Source organism: Shinella curvata, from assembly GCF_022899935.1.
GTDB lineage: Bacteria > Pseudomonadota > Alphaproteobacteria > Rhizobiales > Rhizobiaceae > Shinella > Shinella curvata.
In genome coordinates, this window is sequence record NZ_JALJCJ010000006.1 from 215,688 (window position 1) to 230,451 (window position 14,764).

General features: G+C 62.9%; 15 protein-coding genes. 8 read left to right on the plus strand and 7 right to left on the minus strand.

What is annotated here, in order from left to right; all coding sequences use genetic code 11:
- Nucleotides 1-13 precede the first annotated feature (13 nt).
- Both MUU55_RS21865 and MUU55_RS21870 read right to left on the minus strand, forming a co-directional pair.
- Nucleotides 14-1,507: a sugar ABC transporter ATP-binding protein gene (locus MUU55_RS21865; RefSeq protein ID WP_244762897.1), complete on the minus strand. Its 1,494-nt coding sequence runs from the start codon at nucleotides 1,505-1,507 to the stop codon at nucleotides 14-16.
- Between the two features lie 59 nt (nucleotides 1,508-1,566).
- The gene (locus tag MUU55_RS21870) at nucleotides 1,567-2,643 is read right to left on the minus strand and encodes an ABC transporter substrate-binding protein (protein ID WP_244762898.1); all 1,077 of its coding nucleotides are present in this window, start codon (nucleotides 2,641-2,643) and stop codon (nucleotides 1,567-1,569) included.
- A gap of 265 nt (nucleotides 2,644-2,908) precedes the next feature.
- On the opposite strand from MUU55_RS21870, the gene MUU55_RS21875 reads away from it, so the two are divergent.
- The 4 genes from MUU55_RS21875 to MUU55_RS21890 all read left to right on the plus strand — a co-directional run bounded on the left by MUU55_RS21875 (nucleotide 2,909) and on the right by MUU55_RS21890 (nucleotide 7,778).
- Nucleotides 2,909-3,559, plus strand: a complete 651-nt coding sequence (locus MUU55_RS21875; protein WP_244762899.1) for an SGNH/GDSL hydrolase family protein — start codon at nucleotides 2,909-2,911, stop codon at nucleotides 3,557-3,559.
- A 53-nt stretch (nucleotides 3,560-3,612) separates the two neighbouring features.
- Nucleotides 3,613-4,686, plus strand: coding sequence for an ROK family transcriptional regulator (locus MUU55_RS21880; protein ID WP_244763136.1), 1,074 nt, complete (start codon nucleotides 3,613-3,615; stop codon nucleotides 4,684-4,686).
- A 126-nt stretch (nucleotides 4,687-4,812) separates the two neighbouring features.
- Nucleotides 4,813-5,706: a DMT family transporter gene (locus tag MUU55_RS21885; protein ID WP_244762900.1), complete on the plus strand. Its 894-nt coding sequence runs from the start codon at nucleotides 4,813-4,815 to the stop codon at nucleotides 5,704-5,706.
- Between the two features lie 116 nt (nucleotides 5,707-5,822).
- Entirely contained in the window at nucleotides 5,823-7,778 is a 1,956-nt protein-coding gene (locus MUU55_RS21890) for a methyl-accepting chemotaxis protein (RefSeq protein WP_244762901.1), read from the plus strand.
- A gap of 52 nt (nucleotides 7,779-7,830) precedes the next feature.
- Here the strand turns inward: MUU55_RS21890 and MUU55_RS21895 are convergent, their stop codons facing one another.
- Complete coding sequence (locus MUU55_RS21895; RefSeq protein WP_244762902.1) at nucleotides 7,831-8,838, minus strand: magnesium and cobalt transport protein CorA; 1,008 nt, start codon at nucleotides 8,836-8,838, stop codon at nucleotides 7,831-7,833.
- A gap of 332 nt (nucleotides 8,839-9,170) precedes the next feature.
- Between MUU55_RS21895 and MUU55_RS21900 the strand changes: the two genes are divergently transcribed.
- Nucleotides 9,171-10,211: a glutamine synthetase beta-grasp domain-containing protein gene (locus MUU55_RS21900; protein ID WP_244762903.1), complete on the plus strand. Its 1,041-nt coding sequence runs from the start codon at nucleotides 9,171-9,173 to the stop codon at nucleotides 10,209-10,211.
- A 266-nt stretch (nucleotides 10,212-10,477) separates the two neighbouring features.
- Complete coding sequence (locus MUU55_RS21905; RefSeq protein WP_244762904.1) at nucleotides 10,478-11,146, plus strand: TetR/AcrR family transcriptional regulator; 669 nt, start codon at nucleotides 10,478-10,480, stop codon at nucleotides 11,144-11,146.
- Here the strand turns inward: MUU55_RS21905 and MUU55_RS21910 are convergent, their stop codons facing one another.
- Nucleotides 11,147-11,470 (minus strand): hypothetical protein, encoded by a 324-nt coding sequence (locus MUU55_RS21910; RefSeq protein WP_244762905.1) that lies wholly within the window; start codon nucleotides 11,468-11,470, stop codon nucleotides 11,147-11,149. It lies immediately after the preceding gene.
- A 222-nt stretch (nucleotides 11,471-11,692) separates the two neighbouring features.
- Here MUU55_RS21910 and yghU point away from each other — a divergent pair, with 222 nt between their 5' ends.
- Together yghU and MUU55_RS21920 are read left to right on the plus strand one after the other, a co-directional pair.
- Nucleotides 11,693-12,604 carry a glutathione-dependent disulfide-bond oxidoreductase gene (gene yghU / locus MUU55_RS21915; protein ID WP_244762906.1) on the plus strand — a complete coding sequence of 304 codons (912 nt, stop codon included), beginning with the start codon at nucleotides 11,693-11,695 and terminating at the stop codon, nucleotides 12,602-12,604.
- Nucleotides 12,605-12,609: 5 nt separating this feature from the next.
- Nucleotides 12,610-12,993 (plus strand): hypothetical protein, encoded by a 384-nt coding sequence (locus tag MUU55_RS21920; protein ID WP_244762907.1) that lies wholly within the window; start codon nucleotides 12,610-12,612, stop codon nucleotides 12,991-12,993.
- A gap of 6 nt (nucleotides 12,994-12,999) precedes the next feature.
- Here MUU55_RS21920 and MUU55_RS21925 read toward each other — a convergent pair whose 3' ends face one another.
- From MUU55_RS21925 to cyoC, 3 genes are read right to left on the minus strand one after another with little or no spacing between them, the layout of a single operon-like run.
- On the minus strand, nucleotides 13,000-13,737 hold the full coding sequence (locus tag MUU55_RS21925) for an SURF1 family protein (protein ID WP_244762908.1): 738 nt from the start codon (nucleotides 13,735-13,737) through the stop codon (nucleotides 13,000-13,002).
- Nucleotides 13,738-13,744: 7 nt separating this feature from the next.
- Nucleotides 13,745-14,143 (minus strand): cytochrome o ubiquinol oxidase subunit IV, encoded by a 399-nt coding sequence (gene cyoD, locus MUU55_RS21930; protein WP_244762909.1) that lies wholly within the window; start codon nucleotides 14,141-14,143, stop codon nucleotides 13,745-13,747.
- Entirely contained in the window at nucleotides 14,140-14,763 is a 624-nt protein-coding gene (cyoC, locus tag MUU55_RS21935) for a cytochrome o ubiquinol oxidase subunit III (protein ID WP_244762910.1), read from the minus strand. The genes cyoD and cyoC overlap by 4 nt, the downstream gene beginning before the upstream one ends.
- Between the last annotated feature and the right edge of the window lies 1 nt (nucleotide 14,764).

A 14,764-nucleotide genomic window follows, 5' to 3' on the forward strand; every position in this document is an offset into this window, starting at 1 on the left:
GACGTCCGCTTCGTCATGCGCTCAGGGCTGCGTCGAGAATGCCGTGCTCGGTTGCTTCCGCAGCGCGCATTTCCGACACGGCGGTGTTGCCGTGGATCACGTAGAGGCGATCGCAGAGACCGATCAGCTCGACCGTCTCGCGCGACAGCAGCAGCACGGCACCGCCTGCTTTCGCGAAATCGCGCAGGATACGATAGATTTCCGCCTTGGCGCCGACATCGACGCCGCGCGTCGGCTCCTCGATCAGGAGCAGGTCCGCATCGGTCGCAAGATAGCGGCCGAGCAGCACCTTCTGCTGGTTGCCTCCGGAGAGTGCGCCGACCGCGGCCGAAGGGCCTGACGCCTTGACGTTCAGCCGGCGCATCGTCTCGGCGATGACCGCCCCATAACGCTTCGCCGCCTTCAGCGCCGGCCGGGCGGCGTGCAGCGCCGCGACGATGTTCTGGCCAACGGAATGACCGAGAAACAGGCCCTCGTCCTTGCGATCTTCCGGCACGAAGGCGCCGCCCAGCGCCTGCCAGCGCCGCACGCCGCTTTCCTTCGGCACAGGCAGCCTGACGGTTTCTCCGCGCCTAGACACCGTTCCCTCGACAGGCGCGAACTGACCGACGAGCGCGCGCAGCGCTTTCTGCTGCCCCTGCCCTTCGAGCCCGGCAAAGCCGACGATCTCGCCCTTCCTCACCGTGAAGGAGAAGGGTGTGGAATCCATCTGCAGCCGCAGGCCGGACACGGAAAGCGCCGCAGCGCCTTCCCCTTCACCGCGCTCCGGAAAAAGGTCTTCCAGTTCGCGCCCGACCATCATCGCGATCAGCGAGGCCGGCGCCATTTCCGAGAGCGGACGCGTACCGACCCGCTGACCATCCTTCAGCACCGTCACCACGTCGCAGATGGCAAAGATCTCGTCCATGCGGTGGGAGATGTAGACGATGGCCTTGCCGGCTTCGCGCAGTGCCCGAATATGCCGGTTGAGAACTTCGACATCGGCAGCATTCAGCGCCGCCGTCGGTTCATCGAGGATGAAGACATCGGCATCCGCGTCGATACCGTGGGCGATCTCGACAAACTGACGCTCGGCGATGGAGAGTTCCGAAACCAGCGTGTCAGGATCGAGCGTCAGGCCGAGACGGGCAAGCGCACCCTTCGTTTCCTCGCGCATGCGTCGCCGGTCGATGCCACCGAGGCGACCGACCGGTTCGCGGCCCAGGAACATGTTTTCGGCAATCGTCATGTTGGGCAGCAGCGAGAGTTCCTGGAACACCGTCGATATGCCGGCCGCAAGCGCTGCGCGCGGATTGGCGAAACTGACGGCCCGCCCCGCGCGAAAAATCTCGCCGCTATCGGGCTGGTGGACGCCGGCAAGGATCTTCATCAGTGTCGATTTTCCTGCGCCGTTCTCGCCCATCAGCGCGTGCACGGTTCCCGGCGCCAGCGTCAGCGACACGTCACGCAGCGCGACGCTGCCGCCGAAAGCCTTGGATATGCCGGCCATTTCAATGAGATGCGACATGGATTTCCTCTACCGGATAACGAGAGGCAGGCAGGCGCCCGCCTCTCGTAATGATCCGCCTACTGCTTGGCGTAGAACTCTTTGAGCTGTTCTTCAGAGAGTTCCGACGGCCACCAGACATTGGCCGAAAGGTCGTCGCGGTAGTATTTCTTGACCTTTTCGAGGTCCCAGCCCGGCGGGTTGTAGTCGTAGTGCTTGTGAAGCGCCTTGCCCTCCAGAAGAGCGACCGCAGCGCGGATGCCGGCAGCGCCCTGGGCGGGGCTGTATTCCGAGGAGACCGATTTGAAGCCGTCGGCGATCCACTGGCCGAAGAAGCCGTTGTTGCCTTCGCCCGAGATCGGCGGGATGGCCGCGCCGAACTGCTTGAAGACGTCGACGCAGGCGCGCGTCATGTCGGCGCCCGAGGACCAGATGCCGGCGACATTGGGGTCGTTGAGATAAAGCGTCTCGCAGACCTTCTTGGCCTTGTCATATTGCCAGTCGCCGTGCTCCTCCGCGGCGATCTTGATCTCGGTGCCTTCGAGCGACTGTTTGAGACCGTTGTAGCGGTTGGCATCCTCCGGGTGGCCGGCAAGGCCGCGCAGCACCCAGATGTTGCCTTTGCCGCCAAGCTCCTTGACGAGGAAGTCGCCCATGACCTTGCCGAAGTGCTCGGCGCCGCCCTGGATTTCCGTCGTATAGGCCTCGGATTCGATGCGGCCGGTGTGCAGCACGACCGGAATACCCGCGGCGATGGCCTTCTCAATGCTGGCATTGGCCGAGGTCGAGGTGACCGGCTGGACGATGATCGCATCCACCTTCTGGGCGATCAGGTCCTCGATATCGGCAACCTGCTTCTTCTGGTCGAAGCCGGCATCGAGCAGAACGAACTTGGTGATGCGCTTGTCGCGGTCGGCGGCGGCCTGTGCCTCATGTGCCACCTGCACCGTCCACGTGTTCGCGTTGACACCGAAACTGCTCATGCCGATGACCCAGGGCGCGTCCTTCTTGTACTTGCCCTCCTCGACCGTCGGATTGTTCTCCGCACGGACCGTGACGCCTTCGAGCAGCGGCACCTCCTGCGCAAAACCGTTCGTTGCGAAGACCACGCCGGCCAACAGGACCGACAGGCCGATTTTCTTGATGATGCTGCTCATACTTCTCCTCCAAAAGCAGGCGTCCAACGGGGGATTTCGCCGGCCGGAAGGCATGCGGCACCGGCAGCCCGCGACACGTGTCCGGTGCTCGTGCACAGCCTTTGCGACGACCTGAAATTCTCCTCCGGCCGATACAAAATCACTGGCGCTTTCAGCTGTCAATAGTTATTCAGACTGAATGAATAATAGACCATCCTTGCAAATCGCCCTTCCGGATGCGAAGTCTGAGCCCGAAAAGCGGGCATCCGGCCCGGTGGAGGAGACAGTGACGCGGACCGTTCTATGCTTCGGGGATTCCAACACCCATGGCCAGATTCCCGGTCGCGGGCCGCTTGAACGCTATCGGCGGGAGCAGCGCTGGGGAGGCGTACTGGAAGGCCTGCTCGGCCCGGGCTGGCAGATCATCGAGGAGGGGCTGAGCGGCCGCACGACCGTTCATGACGACCCCATCGAGGGATCGCTGAAAAACGGCCGCACCTATCTGCGACCCTGCCTGCAAAGCCATACGCCGCTCGACCTCATCATCATCATGCTCGGCACCAACGACCTGAAGCGGCGCTTCAACATGCCGCCTTCGGAGGTCGCCATGGGCATCGGCTGCCTCGTGCACGATATCCGCGAGCTCTCGCCCGGTCCTGCCGGCCACGATCCGGAAATCATGATCGTCGCTCCGCCACCGATGCTGGACGATCTTCGCGAATGGGAATCGATCTTCTCCGGGGCCCAGGAAAAATCCCGCAAGCTGGCGCTGGAATTCGAGATCATGGCGGATTCGCTGGAGGCCCATTTCTTCGATGCCGGCACCGTCTGCCAATGCTCGCCGGCCGACGGCTTCCATATCGATGAAGCAGCACACCGCCAGCTCGGCGAAGCGCTTGCGCAGGAGGTTCTGGCGATCGGGTGGGCAGATGCGTAAGTCCTGCTTTCTGACTGCCGCCTTTTCCGGGAAGGATCGCCGCCTTGCCTGATATGCGTTTCGCACCACCCAATCCGCTTCGCATCGCCGACCGCGCGAGCGGGCTCAACTCGCTGAGCGTGCGCAGCCACAATGAGCGCCTCGTGCTCTCGCTGCTCCTCCAGAACGAAGCGACGACACGGCTCGAAATCGGCGAGAAGACCGGCCTGTCGGCCCAGACCATCTCGGTCATCGTGCGCTCGCTCGAACAGGAAGGCCTCGTTGTGCGTGGTGAGGCACAGAAGGGCCGCGTCGGCCCGCCCACTACGCCGCTGATGCTCAACTCGGAGGGCGCCTATTCCGTCGGCGTCAGCGTCGGCTATCGCAACACCCATATCGTCGTCGTCGATTTCATCGGCAATGTGCAGCATCAGCGGGTGATGCCGCACAAGACCGCCGATACGTTTGACGCACCGGAAGCCCTGGCACTCGAGATCCACCAGGCGATCGCGGGACTTTCGCAAAGCCGGCAGACGCGCATTGCCGGCGTCGGCCTTGCCCTGCCCACGCCGCCGATCCGCTCCGGCCCGGATCATGACGTGCTGCACCGCTATCTGGAGGCCGAACTCGGCCTCCCTGTCTTCGTACAGAACGACATCACGGCCGCGGCCGGCGGCGAGAGCCTGTTCGGCGCGGCGCGCCAATTGCAGGATTTCCTGTTCTTTTATCTGGGCGCCCGACTGCACGGGCGACTCGTGCTCAACCATCAAATCTACAACGGCAATTCCCCCCTGAGCTACGATGTCGGCGTGCTGGCGCTGGAGCGCGCCCTGCCGGCAGGCGATGCAACGGCAGAAAAGCTTTGGGGCCAAGAGCCATCCTGGCCACCCATGGGGGCGCCGCTCGCCGCCTGGCAGCAAGCCTGCGCGGAAAGCCTTGTTCAGCTCACGCAATCGCTGCTGCAATTCATCGAACTCAAGACGGTCGTGCTCTCGTCCTTTGTTCCGGCCGATATCTGCGCGGCCCTCTGCACGCTCATTCGGAGGGAAATTCCCTCGGTGAACGCCGTCGTAGGCAGGACCTCCGCGGCCCCGAAGGCCGTCGGCGCCGCGAGCCTCCCCTTCAGCTCCCGCTTCATGGTCAACTGACGATCTTTCATCGCCGCAACAGAAGGCTGTTGATCCAGCGCCGCGGCTCTGGACGAAAGCCGTTCGATCGCGTTTTAACGAAGCGGATGGAACGTCGTTTCCGTGGTGGCTACCGATTGGACTGCAATGCCTATTCATGAACTTGCCGCACTCGGCGCCGCGACCTGCTGGGCCCTGACCGGGTTGATCTCCGCAGGCCCTGCCGGCCATCTCGGCGCACCGACCTTCAACCGCGTCCGCCAGATTTTCGTTACGGGACTGCTGACGATCTATGTGCTCGCCACGGGAGCATGGCGTGAACTGGATATGGCGACGATCGGACCGCTGCTGCTGTCGGGCTTCATCGGCATCTTCATAGGCGATACCCTGCTTTTTTCCGCGCTCAACCGGCTCGGGCCGCGCCGTTCCGGCATCATATTCGCGCTGAATGCACCGATCGCCGCCCTGCTCGGCTGGCTGGTACTGGATGAGGCGCTCTCGGTCCCGGCGGTTGCCGGCATCGCCCTGACGGCAACCGGTGTTTTCCTCGCCATCATCTTCGGCAAGCGCAAGGCGCAGATGCATGAGTGGGAGACGATCAAGGGACCGCTCTGGATTGGCGTCCTCCTCGGGCTCGGCGCGGCGACCGGTCAGGCCATCGGTTCGATCGTCGCACGCCCCGTCATGGAGACCGGCCTTGATCCCTTTGTCGCCTCACTGCTGCGCGTCGGGATCGCGGCCGCCTGTCTCAGCGTGATGGCGCAACTGCCCATCGCCTCCGTCAAGCCGAAAGGGCCTTTGACGTGGAAAGTCCTTGCGATGACCGCGCTGACCGGCGTGACAGCCCTTGCCATCGGCATGACGCTGCTGCTCTTTGCACTTTCGGGCGGCAAGGTCGGCATCGTCTCGACGCTCTCGGCCACCTCCCCTGCTATCATCCTTCCCATGTTGTGGCTGCGGACGGGAGAACGGCCGGCGGCCGGCGCCTGGGCGGGGGCTGCGCTTGTCATTCTCGGCATGGGCCTGATCTTCATTCGCTAACGCTCATTCATGCCGTTGGCGAAAAACTGCTGTACCCATCAGGGGATAAAATTTTAAACGAAATCTAACGGTCAAAACCTAGGACTGGAGCAGTTTCTCCAGCTTAGGCAGCCGCCATGCGCAACATTCCCATCATCGGCAAGTTCCTCGTCATCCTCTGCGCCTTCGGCCTGTTCGTCGCCGGCGTGACCGCGTACAGCACCTCGCGTATCTCCTTTATCGATACGTCCTATTCCACGCTGCTGGACAACGAATCCACCGCGACGCTGATGCTGGCGCGGGCAAGCCGCAGCCTCGTCTCCATTCGCTCCGCCATCGCCGACATTCTGATTGCGCGCACGCCCGAGGCAAAGGAAGCGGCCGTTGCGGACATGACGTTGAGCGAGGGCTTCTTCTCCAAGCAGATGGATACGGCCAGCGCCGCCGCTCCCGCCAACGACCGGATCAAATCCATCAAGACAGCGGCACTCGATGCCCTGAACAGCCAGTGCGGCGCGCTGATCGCCGATGCGAGCGCAGCTCTGGATGACGCCGCGATCACCCGCACCCAAGGGGATTTCGCGGCGACGTGCAAACCGGCCTTCACCACCGTCATCAACGATATCACCGATGAGATCGGCAAGATCACCGCCGCTGCGGAAGCGCGCCAGGCAGACCTCAGGGAAACCACGCACACGACCATTCTGACAACGATCCTCAGCGTCATCGTTGGCCTCGCCGTCATCCTCGTCGCCGGCTTCTTCGCCATCCGCGCCTGGATCGCCCGCCCGTTGAACACGCTTGCCGGCACCATGACGACGCTTGCCGATGGCAACCTCGACGTCGCCATCGCCGAAACCGAACGCCGCGATGAAGTGGGCGGCATGGCGCGCGCCGTGCAAGTCTTCAAGGACAACGGCCTGCGCACCCGCGCGCTCGAAGCCTCCTCCGAGGCGCAGCGTAGCGCGGCGGAGGCCGAGCGCGAACGCAGCGCCGAAGTCGATCGCGTGCGCGCTGCCGCCATGACCGAGGCGACCGAAGGTCTTGCTGGCGGCCTGAGGCGCATGGCCGGTGGCGATCTCACCTGTGAGCTGAACCAGTCCTTCGCGCCGGAATTCGAGGCGCTTCGCCAGGATTTCAACGCCGCCGCGGGCCAGTTGCGCACCACGCTGCTGTCGGTTTCCGAAACCACCCGCTCCATCGATAGCGGTTCGCGTGAACTCAGCCAGGCTGCCAACGACCTGTCGCGCCGCACCGAACAGCAGGCCGCGGCCCTCGAAGAGACCGCCGCCGCCCTCGACGAGATCACCGCCAACGTCTCCAACGCCTCCAAGCGCGCCGAAGAGGCTCGCGCCAAGGCATCGGAAGCCACCGGCTCGGCCGACCTTTCGACCAGGGTCGTCTCGGATGCCGTCTCGGCCATGCAGCGCATCGAGGAATCCTCGCGCCAGATCTCCAACATCATCGGCGTGATCGACGAGATCGCCTTCCAGACCAACCTCTTGGCGCTGAATGCCGGTGTCGAAGCGGCGCGCGCCGGTGAAGCCGGCAAGGGCTTTGCGGTCGTGGCGCAGGAAGTGCGCGAACTCGCCCAGCGCTCGGCGCAGGCGGCAAAGGAGATCAAGGAGCTGATCCGCCATTCGGCAACGGAAGTGGAAGGCGGCGTTCGCCTTGTGACTGAGACCGGTGAGGCGCTGAAGATCATCGGGCAGCACGTCAACGACATCAACGGTCAGCTGAACGCCATTGCGACCTCGGCTCGTGAACAGTCGATCGGACTTGCCGAGGTCAATGCCGCCGTCAACCAGATGGACCAGACGACGCAGCAGAATGCCGCCATGGTTGAGCAATCGACCGCTGCCAGCGCCTCGCTTGCCACGGAAGCCGAGCGGCTGCGCCAGCTCGTCGGCCAGTTCCAGGTCGGTGTAGCTTCGAGCCGCACTGCGGCACCGGCAAGAGCACCCGTCGCAGCGGCGAATACCGCCTCACGCGCCGTCGCCTCGCCCGCCCGCCGGATGGTCGGCAAGATCGCCAGCGCCTTCGGCGGCGGTGCGGCCGCGCCCGCGGCCGAAGCAGGCTGGGATGAATTTTAGGCGGAAGTGGTCGTCTCGCCGGGGCCTGTCGCCTCGGCGAGACCCCCCGTTTCTACAGCCAGCCGTTCTTGCGGAACCGCCAATAGAGAAAGCTGCACGTCGCCACGATGGCGGTGAGCACCATCGGATAGCCGTACTCCATCCTGAGCTCCGGCATGTCGGAAAAATTCATGCCGTAAATGCCGGCGAGCGCCGTCGGCACGGCGAGGATCGCCGCCCAGGAGGCCAGCTTCTTGGAGATCGCTGTTTCCTGGCTCTGGCCGACCAGCAGGCTTGCCTCGAAGGCGAAGGCCAGCACTTCACGCAGGCTGTCGATCTTTTCCTGCACCGTGCGGATATGGTCGGTCACATCGCGAAACAGCGGATGCATGGCTGCCTGAATTTGCGGCAGGTCGGAACTCGTCAGCCGCCGGCAGACCTCCACCAGCGGCAGCGCGGCGTTGCGCAGGCGTAAGAGATCACGCCGCATCATGTAGAGCCGCTCGATTTCCGGCCCCGTCATCGGCTTGAGCAGCACCTTGTCCTCGATCTCCTCGACCTCATATTCGAGCTGCTCCAGCACCGGCATGTAGTTGTCGACGATGAAATCGAGGATGGCGTAGAGCACGAAGTCCTCGCCCTTCGCCAGTGAATGCGGACAGCTCTCCCAATGCTGGCGGACGGAGGCATAGGAGGTGGACGGCCCGTGCCGCACGCTGACGATATAGCCCTTGCCGACGAAGAGATGCGTTTCACCGAAGATGACACGGCGTTCGATCAGCTGCGCGGTGCGCGCCACGATGAACAAGGCGTCGCCATATTGCTCCAGCTTGGGGCGCTGGTGGGGGTGCTCGGCGTCTTCGATCGCCAGATCGTGCAGACTGAACTGCGCCTGCACGCGCAGCAGAAGCTCGCGGCTCGGTTCCAGCAAGCCGATCCAGACGACATGCCCGTCCTTCGCCGCCCAGGCGCCGGCTTCCTCGATAGGAATATCGGCAATCCGCCGGCCGGCCGTGTAGACGCTGGAGGCGACGATCCCCTCCTCCGGTGCGACGGGTTCGAACTTGCGGACATGATCCATCACCACCTCCCGTCTGCAAATCACCGTCGAGGCGGACCGGATCGCAGGCCGCTAATTTAGCGCAGTTTCGCAGATGCTGCGAGAAAAAGCTTGCCGTTTGCCAAGAACCAGGCCGCGTGCCTCCACCCAACGATCAGCCTATTTTTTAATCAATTCGCCTCTTCCTTGCGCGATTGCTGCACCCCCAGGACCTCCAGCATCCTTGAGAACAGGAAATTTCAGCCGTTTTTCAAGGCAATCTCAAACTGGCACGCCTCATGCATATGACAGATCAGTGACCACCGGACAGGATGCCCGGCGGTCTTGGAACCAGCGTCACGTGAGAGAACGAAATGACCAAGTTTAAGCTCGAATATATCTGGCTCGATGGCTACAAGCCCACCCCGAACCTGCGCGGCAAGACCCTCATCAAGGAATTCGACGCTTTCCCGACGCTTGAACAGCTTCCGAACTGGGGCTTCGATGGTTCTTCGACCCTGCAGGCCGAAGGCTCGAGCTCCGACTGCGTGCTGAAGCCGGTTGCTTCCTATCCGGACCCGGAGCGCAAGAACGGCGTTCTCGTGCTTTGCGAAGTCATGATGCCCGACGCCAAGACGCCGCACCCGTCCAACACCCGCGCCTCGATCCTCGACGACGACGGCGCCTGGTTCGGCTTCGAGCAGGAATACTTCTTCTACCAGAACGGCCGCCCGCTCGGCTTCCCGGATGCCGGCTTCCCCGCTCCGCAGGGTCCGTATTACTGCGGCGTCGGCTTCAGCAATGTCGGCACGATCGCCCGCAAGATCGTCGAAGAGCATCTCGATATCTGCCTGGCCGCCGGCATCAATCACGAGGGCATCAATGCCGAGGTCGCCAAGGGCCAGTGGGAATTCCAGGTTTTCGGCAAGGGCTCGCGCAAGGCCGCCGACGAAATCTGGCTCGCCCGCTACCTGCTGCAGCGCCTGACGGAAAAGTACGGCATCGACGTCGAGTACCATTGCAAGCCGCTCGGCGATACCGACTGGAACGGCTCGGGCATGCATGCCAACTTCTCGACCGCCTACATGCGTGAAGTTGGCGGAAAGGCCTATTTCGAGGACCTGATGGCGGCGTTCGCGGAAGCCCGCGCCGACCACATCGCCGTCTACGGCCCCGACAACCACATGCGCCTCACCGGCAAACACGAAACCGCTTCGATCCACCAGTTCAGCTACGGCGTGGCTGACCGCGGCGCCTCGATCCGCGTTCCGCACAGCTTCGTCAACAATGACTACCGCGGCTATCTCGAAGATCGCCGCCCGAACTCCCAGGGCGACCCCTACCAGATCGCCTCGCAGATCCTGAAGACGATCGCGACGGTCCCGACCGACGTCGAAACCCGCGAAGCCGCCTGAGCCTTACCCCGATCACCGAAACAGAGACGCCCCGCATTTTGCGGGGCGTTTTGTTTGTGCGCCACCGCCGGCCCGTGAGGCATACCCTTTCGCAATGACCACGAAGACGATGCCGGGCACGGTCACCGCGAACCGGAACATAGACACCAGCATCCTACACAGCAGGCAATTCATGCCGCGCGCTCGCATATTTACAAAACCTATAAGTACCAATAAATTCCTCGCCTATCGGCATTGTCACTGCGCTTCCTTTTCGAGAAAATCCCATGCCTGAATTGCCCACCCCAAGACGTCCGGCCGAACGCAGGCCGCGCGGTCGCCCGAAACTCGCAACGGCGGCACAACAACAGGCAAAGATCGTCGACGCCACCCGCCGACTGTTTCTCGCGCAAGGTTACGGCGGAACCACGATGAACGAGGTTGCCGCCCATTGCCGCGTCTCCAAGCGCACGCTCTACGAGCTCTTCCCTTCCAAGGCCGACCTGCTGGGCGCGATCATCGAGCGGCACCGGACCAGTATGCTGGCGCTTCCGGGCGACTATGCGGGCCTGAGCCTCTCCATCAGCCTCGAACGGATATTCCAGATCGATATCAGCGAGGAGGACGATGAAGCGCGGGCGGCATTTCTCAATCTGACCATTGTGGAGGCTGCGCGCTATCCGGAGGTCGGCGAGATGCTGCACCGGCTCGGCGGTCAGCGGGCGCATGCCTTGCTTGCCGAATGGATGGAGACGGAAAGGCAGGCGGGGCGGCTCTTCATAGATGACACGCCGAGCGCCGCAAGAATACTCATGGACATGATGTTCGGCGCGATCGTGACAAAAACGGGCGCCCATGCCGAGTGGCCGGGCCTCGACGCGCGCAAGGACTACATGCGGCGTTGCATCCGCATCTTCGTCCACGGCACCGGCAATCGCCCGGCATCGGAAACCTGATCAGACGTATATTTCGCGTTCACCGAAGGGATCGCCATCCTCGAAATTGCGCGTTCCGATGCGCGACGTGTTTGCATCCTCGGCGGTCTGCACCACCTGCTGCTGCGTGGAACTGGCCGTCTTTGCGGCTTTCAGCGCTGCAATCTCGGCCTTCAATGCGGCGATCGCGTCCTTGAGCTCGGCCTTCGCATCCTCGTCCTGTGCCTGGGAAAGCTCGCTTTCCTTGCTCGACAGCTGCGCTTCGAGCGCGGATAGGCTGTTGCCACCAGACGAGGATGTCAGCGTCAAGGCTGCCGACGCCGATGAGGAAACTGCTGCGACCATGTCGATCCACCCAATCGTTTTCGAGAGGCCGGACAATAATCGTAAACAAATTGAGATACTCTCAGCGCGCGTTTTGTACCGCTTTGACAGCCATTCGCCACCGATCTGAAAACATCCACTTGAAAGCGGACGCGCGAGGGGTGAGTAAAGCTGTTAGCGTTCCTATATGGAGATTGCCGATTCCGGCAGATGGATCTCCTCCCGCCAAACAAGGTTGAACTGATGACCGAGAAATCCCCCAGCGACAATTTTCCCGCCGGCTACCAGCCACCCAAGGTCTGGGAATGGGAACAGGGCAATGGCGGCGCTTTCGCCAATATCAACCGGCCGATTGCCGGCCCGACCCATGACAAGGACCTGCCGGTCGGTAAACATCCGCTGCAGCTCTATTCGCTCGCCACGCCGAACGGTGTGAAGGTCGGCATCATGCTGGAGGAACTTCTGGCCGCCGGCCACAGGGATGCGGAATATGATGCCTGGCCGATCCGTATCGGCAATGGCGACCAGTTCGGTTCCGGCTTCGTCGACGTCAACCCGAACTCGAAAATCCCGGCATTGATGGATCATGCACCCAAGGGCGGCGGCGAGCCGGTGCGCATCTTCGAATCCGCTTCGATCCTGCTCTATCTCGCCGAAAAATACGGGGCCTTCCTGCCGAGTGACCTTCGCGCCCGCACGGAAACCTTCAACTGGCTGTTCTGGCAGATGGGCTCGGCGCCCTTCCTCGGCGGCGGCTTCGGCCATTTCTATGCCTATGCACCGATCCACATCAAATACGCCATCGACCGCTACGCCATGGAAGTGAAGCGCCAGCTCGACGTGCTCGACCGCCATCTGGCCGACAACCAATATGTGGCCGGCGCCGAATACACGATCGCCGACATGGCGATCTGGCCGTGGTATGGTGGCCTCGCACTCGGGCAGGCTTACGGCGATGCCGGGACGTTCCTTGACGTTCAGATCTACAAGAACGTCCAGCGCTGGACGGCCGAGATTGCCGCCCGCCCCGCCGTCAAACGCGGCCGCATGGTCAACAAACTGACCGGCGATCCGTCCGAACAGCTGCATGAACGCCACGACGCCTCCGACTTCGAGACGAAGACGCAGGACAAGATCGGCCAGAACGGGACCTGAGGACAATGGGAAAAGCGACCCTGCCCGACATGATCAAACACCGCGGCTTTCCCTCGGGCATGCCGGGCACCGGTGTCCAGTTCACCATCCGCCGCGCCAACCCGCGCGGAGTGACGCCCGTCAAGGCGCTGCCCCGCAAGGCACGGGCCGGAACGGCCGAATACCGGATCGACGCCGCCTTCCTGCATGCGCTCTGGCATCATTTCGGTGCCGAGCCTTTCGAGCGCGGCAATCTCGATGCCGCACGCCTCAGCCTGCTGTTCGGCCGTGAGGTCGTCGCAGCCGACAAGGAATTCGATCCCCTGTCCTACGAGGCGATGCTGCAGATCAACGAGCGTGTCGCCCGCCAGAGTTTTCCGGAATCCTTCGAGGACGTGTTCGAGGTATAACCGTCTCTAAACCAGCCGCCGGCGCATTGCGGCATAGGCCGCGCCGGCGCTCATCGCTGCAAGGGCATACCAGGTCAGTGCATAGACCAGATGGCTGTTGCGGAAGGTCACGACGGTAAGCCCGCCGACCGGCAGGCCGCCCGGATTGGGCGTCGCGTCCGCGTCGATGAAATAGGTCTCGACATCGGCCAACCCTTTCGCCGCTGCGATAGCCTCCACATCGCGCGAGAACCAGCGATCGTTTGGCGGATCGTTTGAGCGCAGGAACCCGCCGCCGGGCTCGGTAAGACGCAGCAGGCCTGTCACTGAAACGGGACCGGCGGCCAGCTCGCTGGCGATGCGCGCATCGGGAGAACGTTTGTCCGTGGGGACGAAACCGCGATTGACGAGGATCGCCGATCCATCGTCTCGCCGGAGCGGCGTCATCACCCAAAAGCCCGCACCACGGTCCGTGACCGCCTGCACGAGCACCGATTTGCCATGGTCGAAAAGCCCGGTGGCGACAACGCGGCGGTATTCGTCCGCCACCGGGTCCACCGTGCCTGACGGCGCTGGTACCGGATCGGCGTGAATGCGGGCGTCCACGCGAGCGATGAGGTCGAGCTTCCAGAAGAGACGCTGCATCTGCCACGTCCCAAGCGCGATGAAAACCGCGGCAAGCACCAGCAGAAAAGCGATCAGCACCACCCGCGAACGGGAGGACGGCGTCGCGCCCTCCCCGTCCGGCCGTTGATCCGCGCGCATTGTCACGTCAGGGCATATTCTTCATCATCTCGTGGGTCATCGGCATCATGTTCGCATTGAGGTGATGCATAACCCAGAGCGAACCGGCGAGCGCGATGCCGACGATGATGAGTGTGAAGATCAGCGCCATCAGCGTCCAGCCGCCTTCGGAGCGTGTGTTCATGTGCAGGAAATAGACCATATGCACCACGATCTGCACCACGGCGAAGCCCATGACGAGCACCGCGGTGAAGAGCTTGCTGTCGAGCACTCCGCCCATGACCAGCCAGAACGGAATAGCCGTCAGGATGATCGAGAGAACGAAGCCGGTCATGTAGCCCTTGAAGGAGCCGTGTCCGGCCCCGTCATCATGGCTGTGCGCATGGTGGGTGTCGTGTGCGCTTTCATGCGTGGGGTGCGCGCTCATCCGAGGACTCCCAGAAGATAGACGAAGGAGAAGACGCCGATCCAGATGACGTCGAGGAAGTGCCAGAACATGGAGAGGCACATCAGCCGGCGGCGGTTCTCAGGATTGAGACCGTATCTCCTGACCTGCACCATCAGCGTGATCAGCCAGATCATGCCGAACGTGACATGCAGGCCGTGCGTGCCGACCAGCGTGAAGAACGACGACAGGAAGGCCGAGCGCGTCGGGCCGGCGCCCTCCAGGATCAGGTGATAGAATTCATAGAGTTCGAGCCCGAGGAACGCTGCGCCGAAGACGCCTGTGATGCCAAGCCAGACCAGCGTCTCCATCTTGGCGTTGCGCTCCATCTGGAGCATCGCGAAGCCATAGGTGATGGAGGACAGGAGCAGCATCGCAGTGTTGATGGCGACGAGATTGAGGTCGAAGAGATCGGCCGGCGACGGGCCAGCCGCGTAGCTGCGGCCAAGCACGCCATGGGTTGCGAAAAGCACGGCGAAGATCAGGCAATCGCTCATCAGGTAGAGCCAGAAACCCAGCATGGTGCTGTTTTCAGGGTGATGCTCTTCCTTCAGGTAGAAGACCGGTTTTTCGTCGGTGTTTTGGACTTGGGTCGCGCTCATG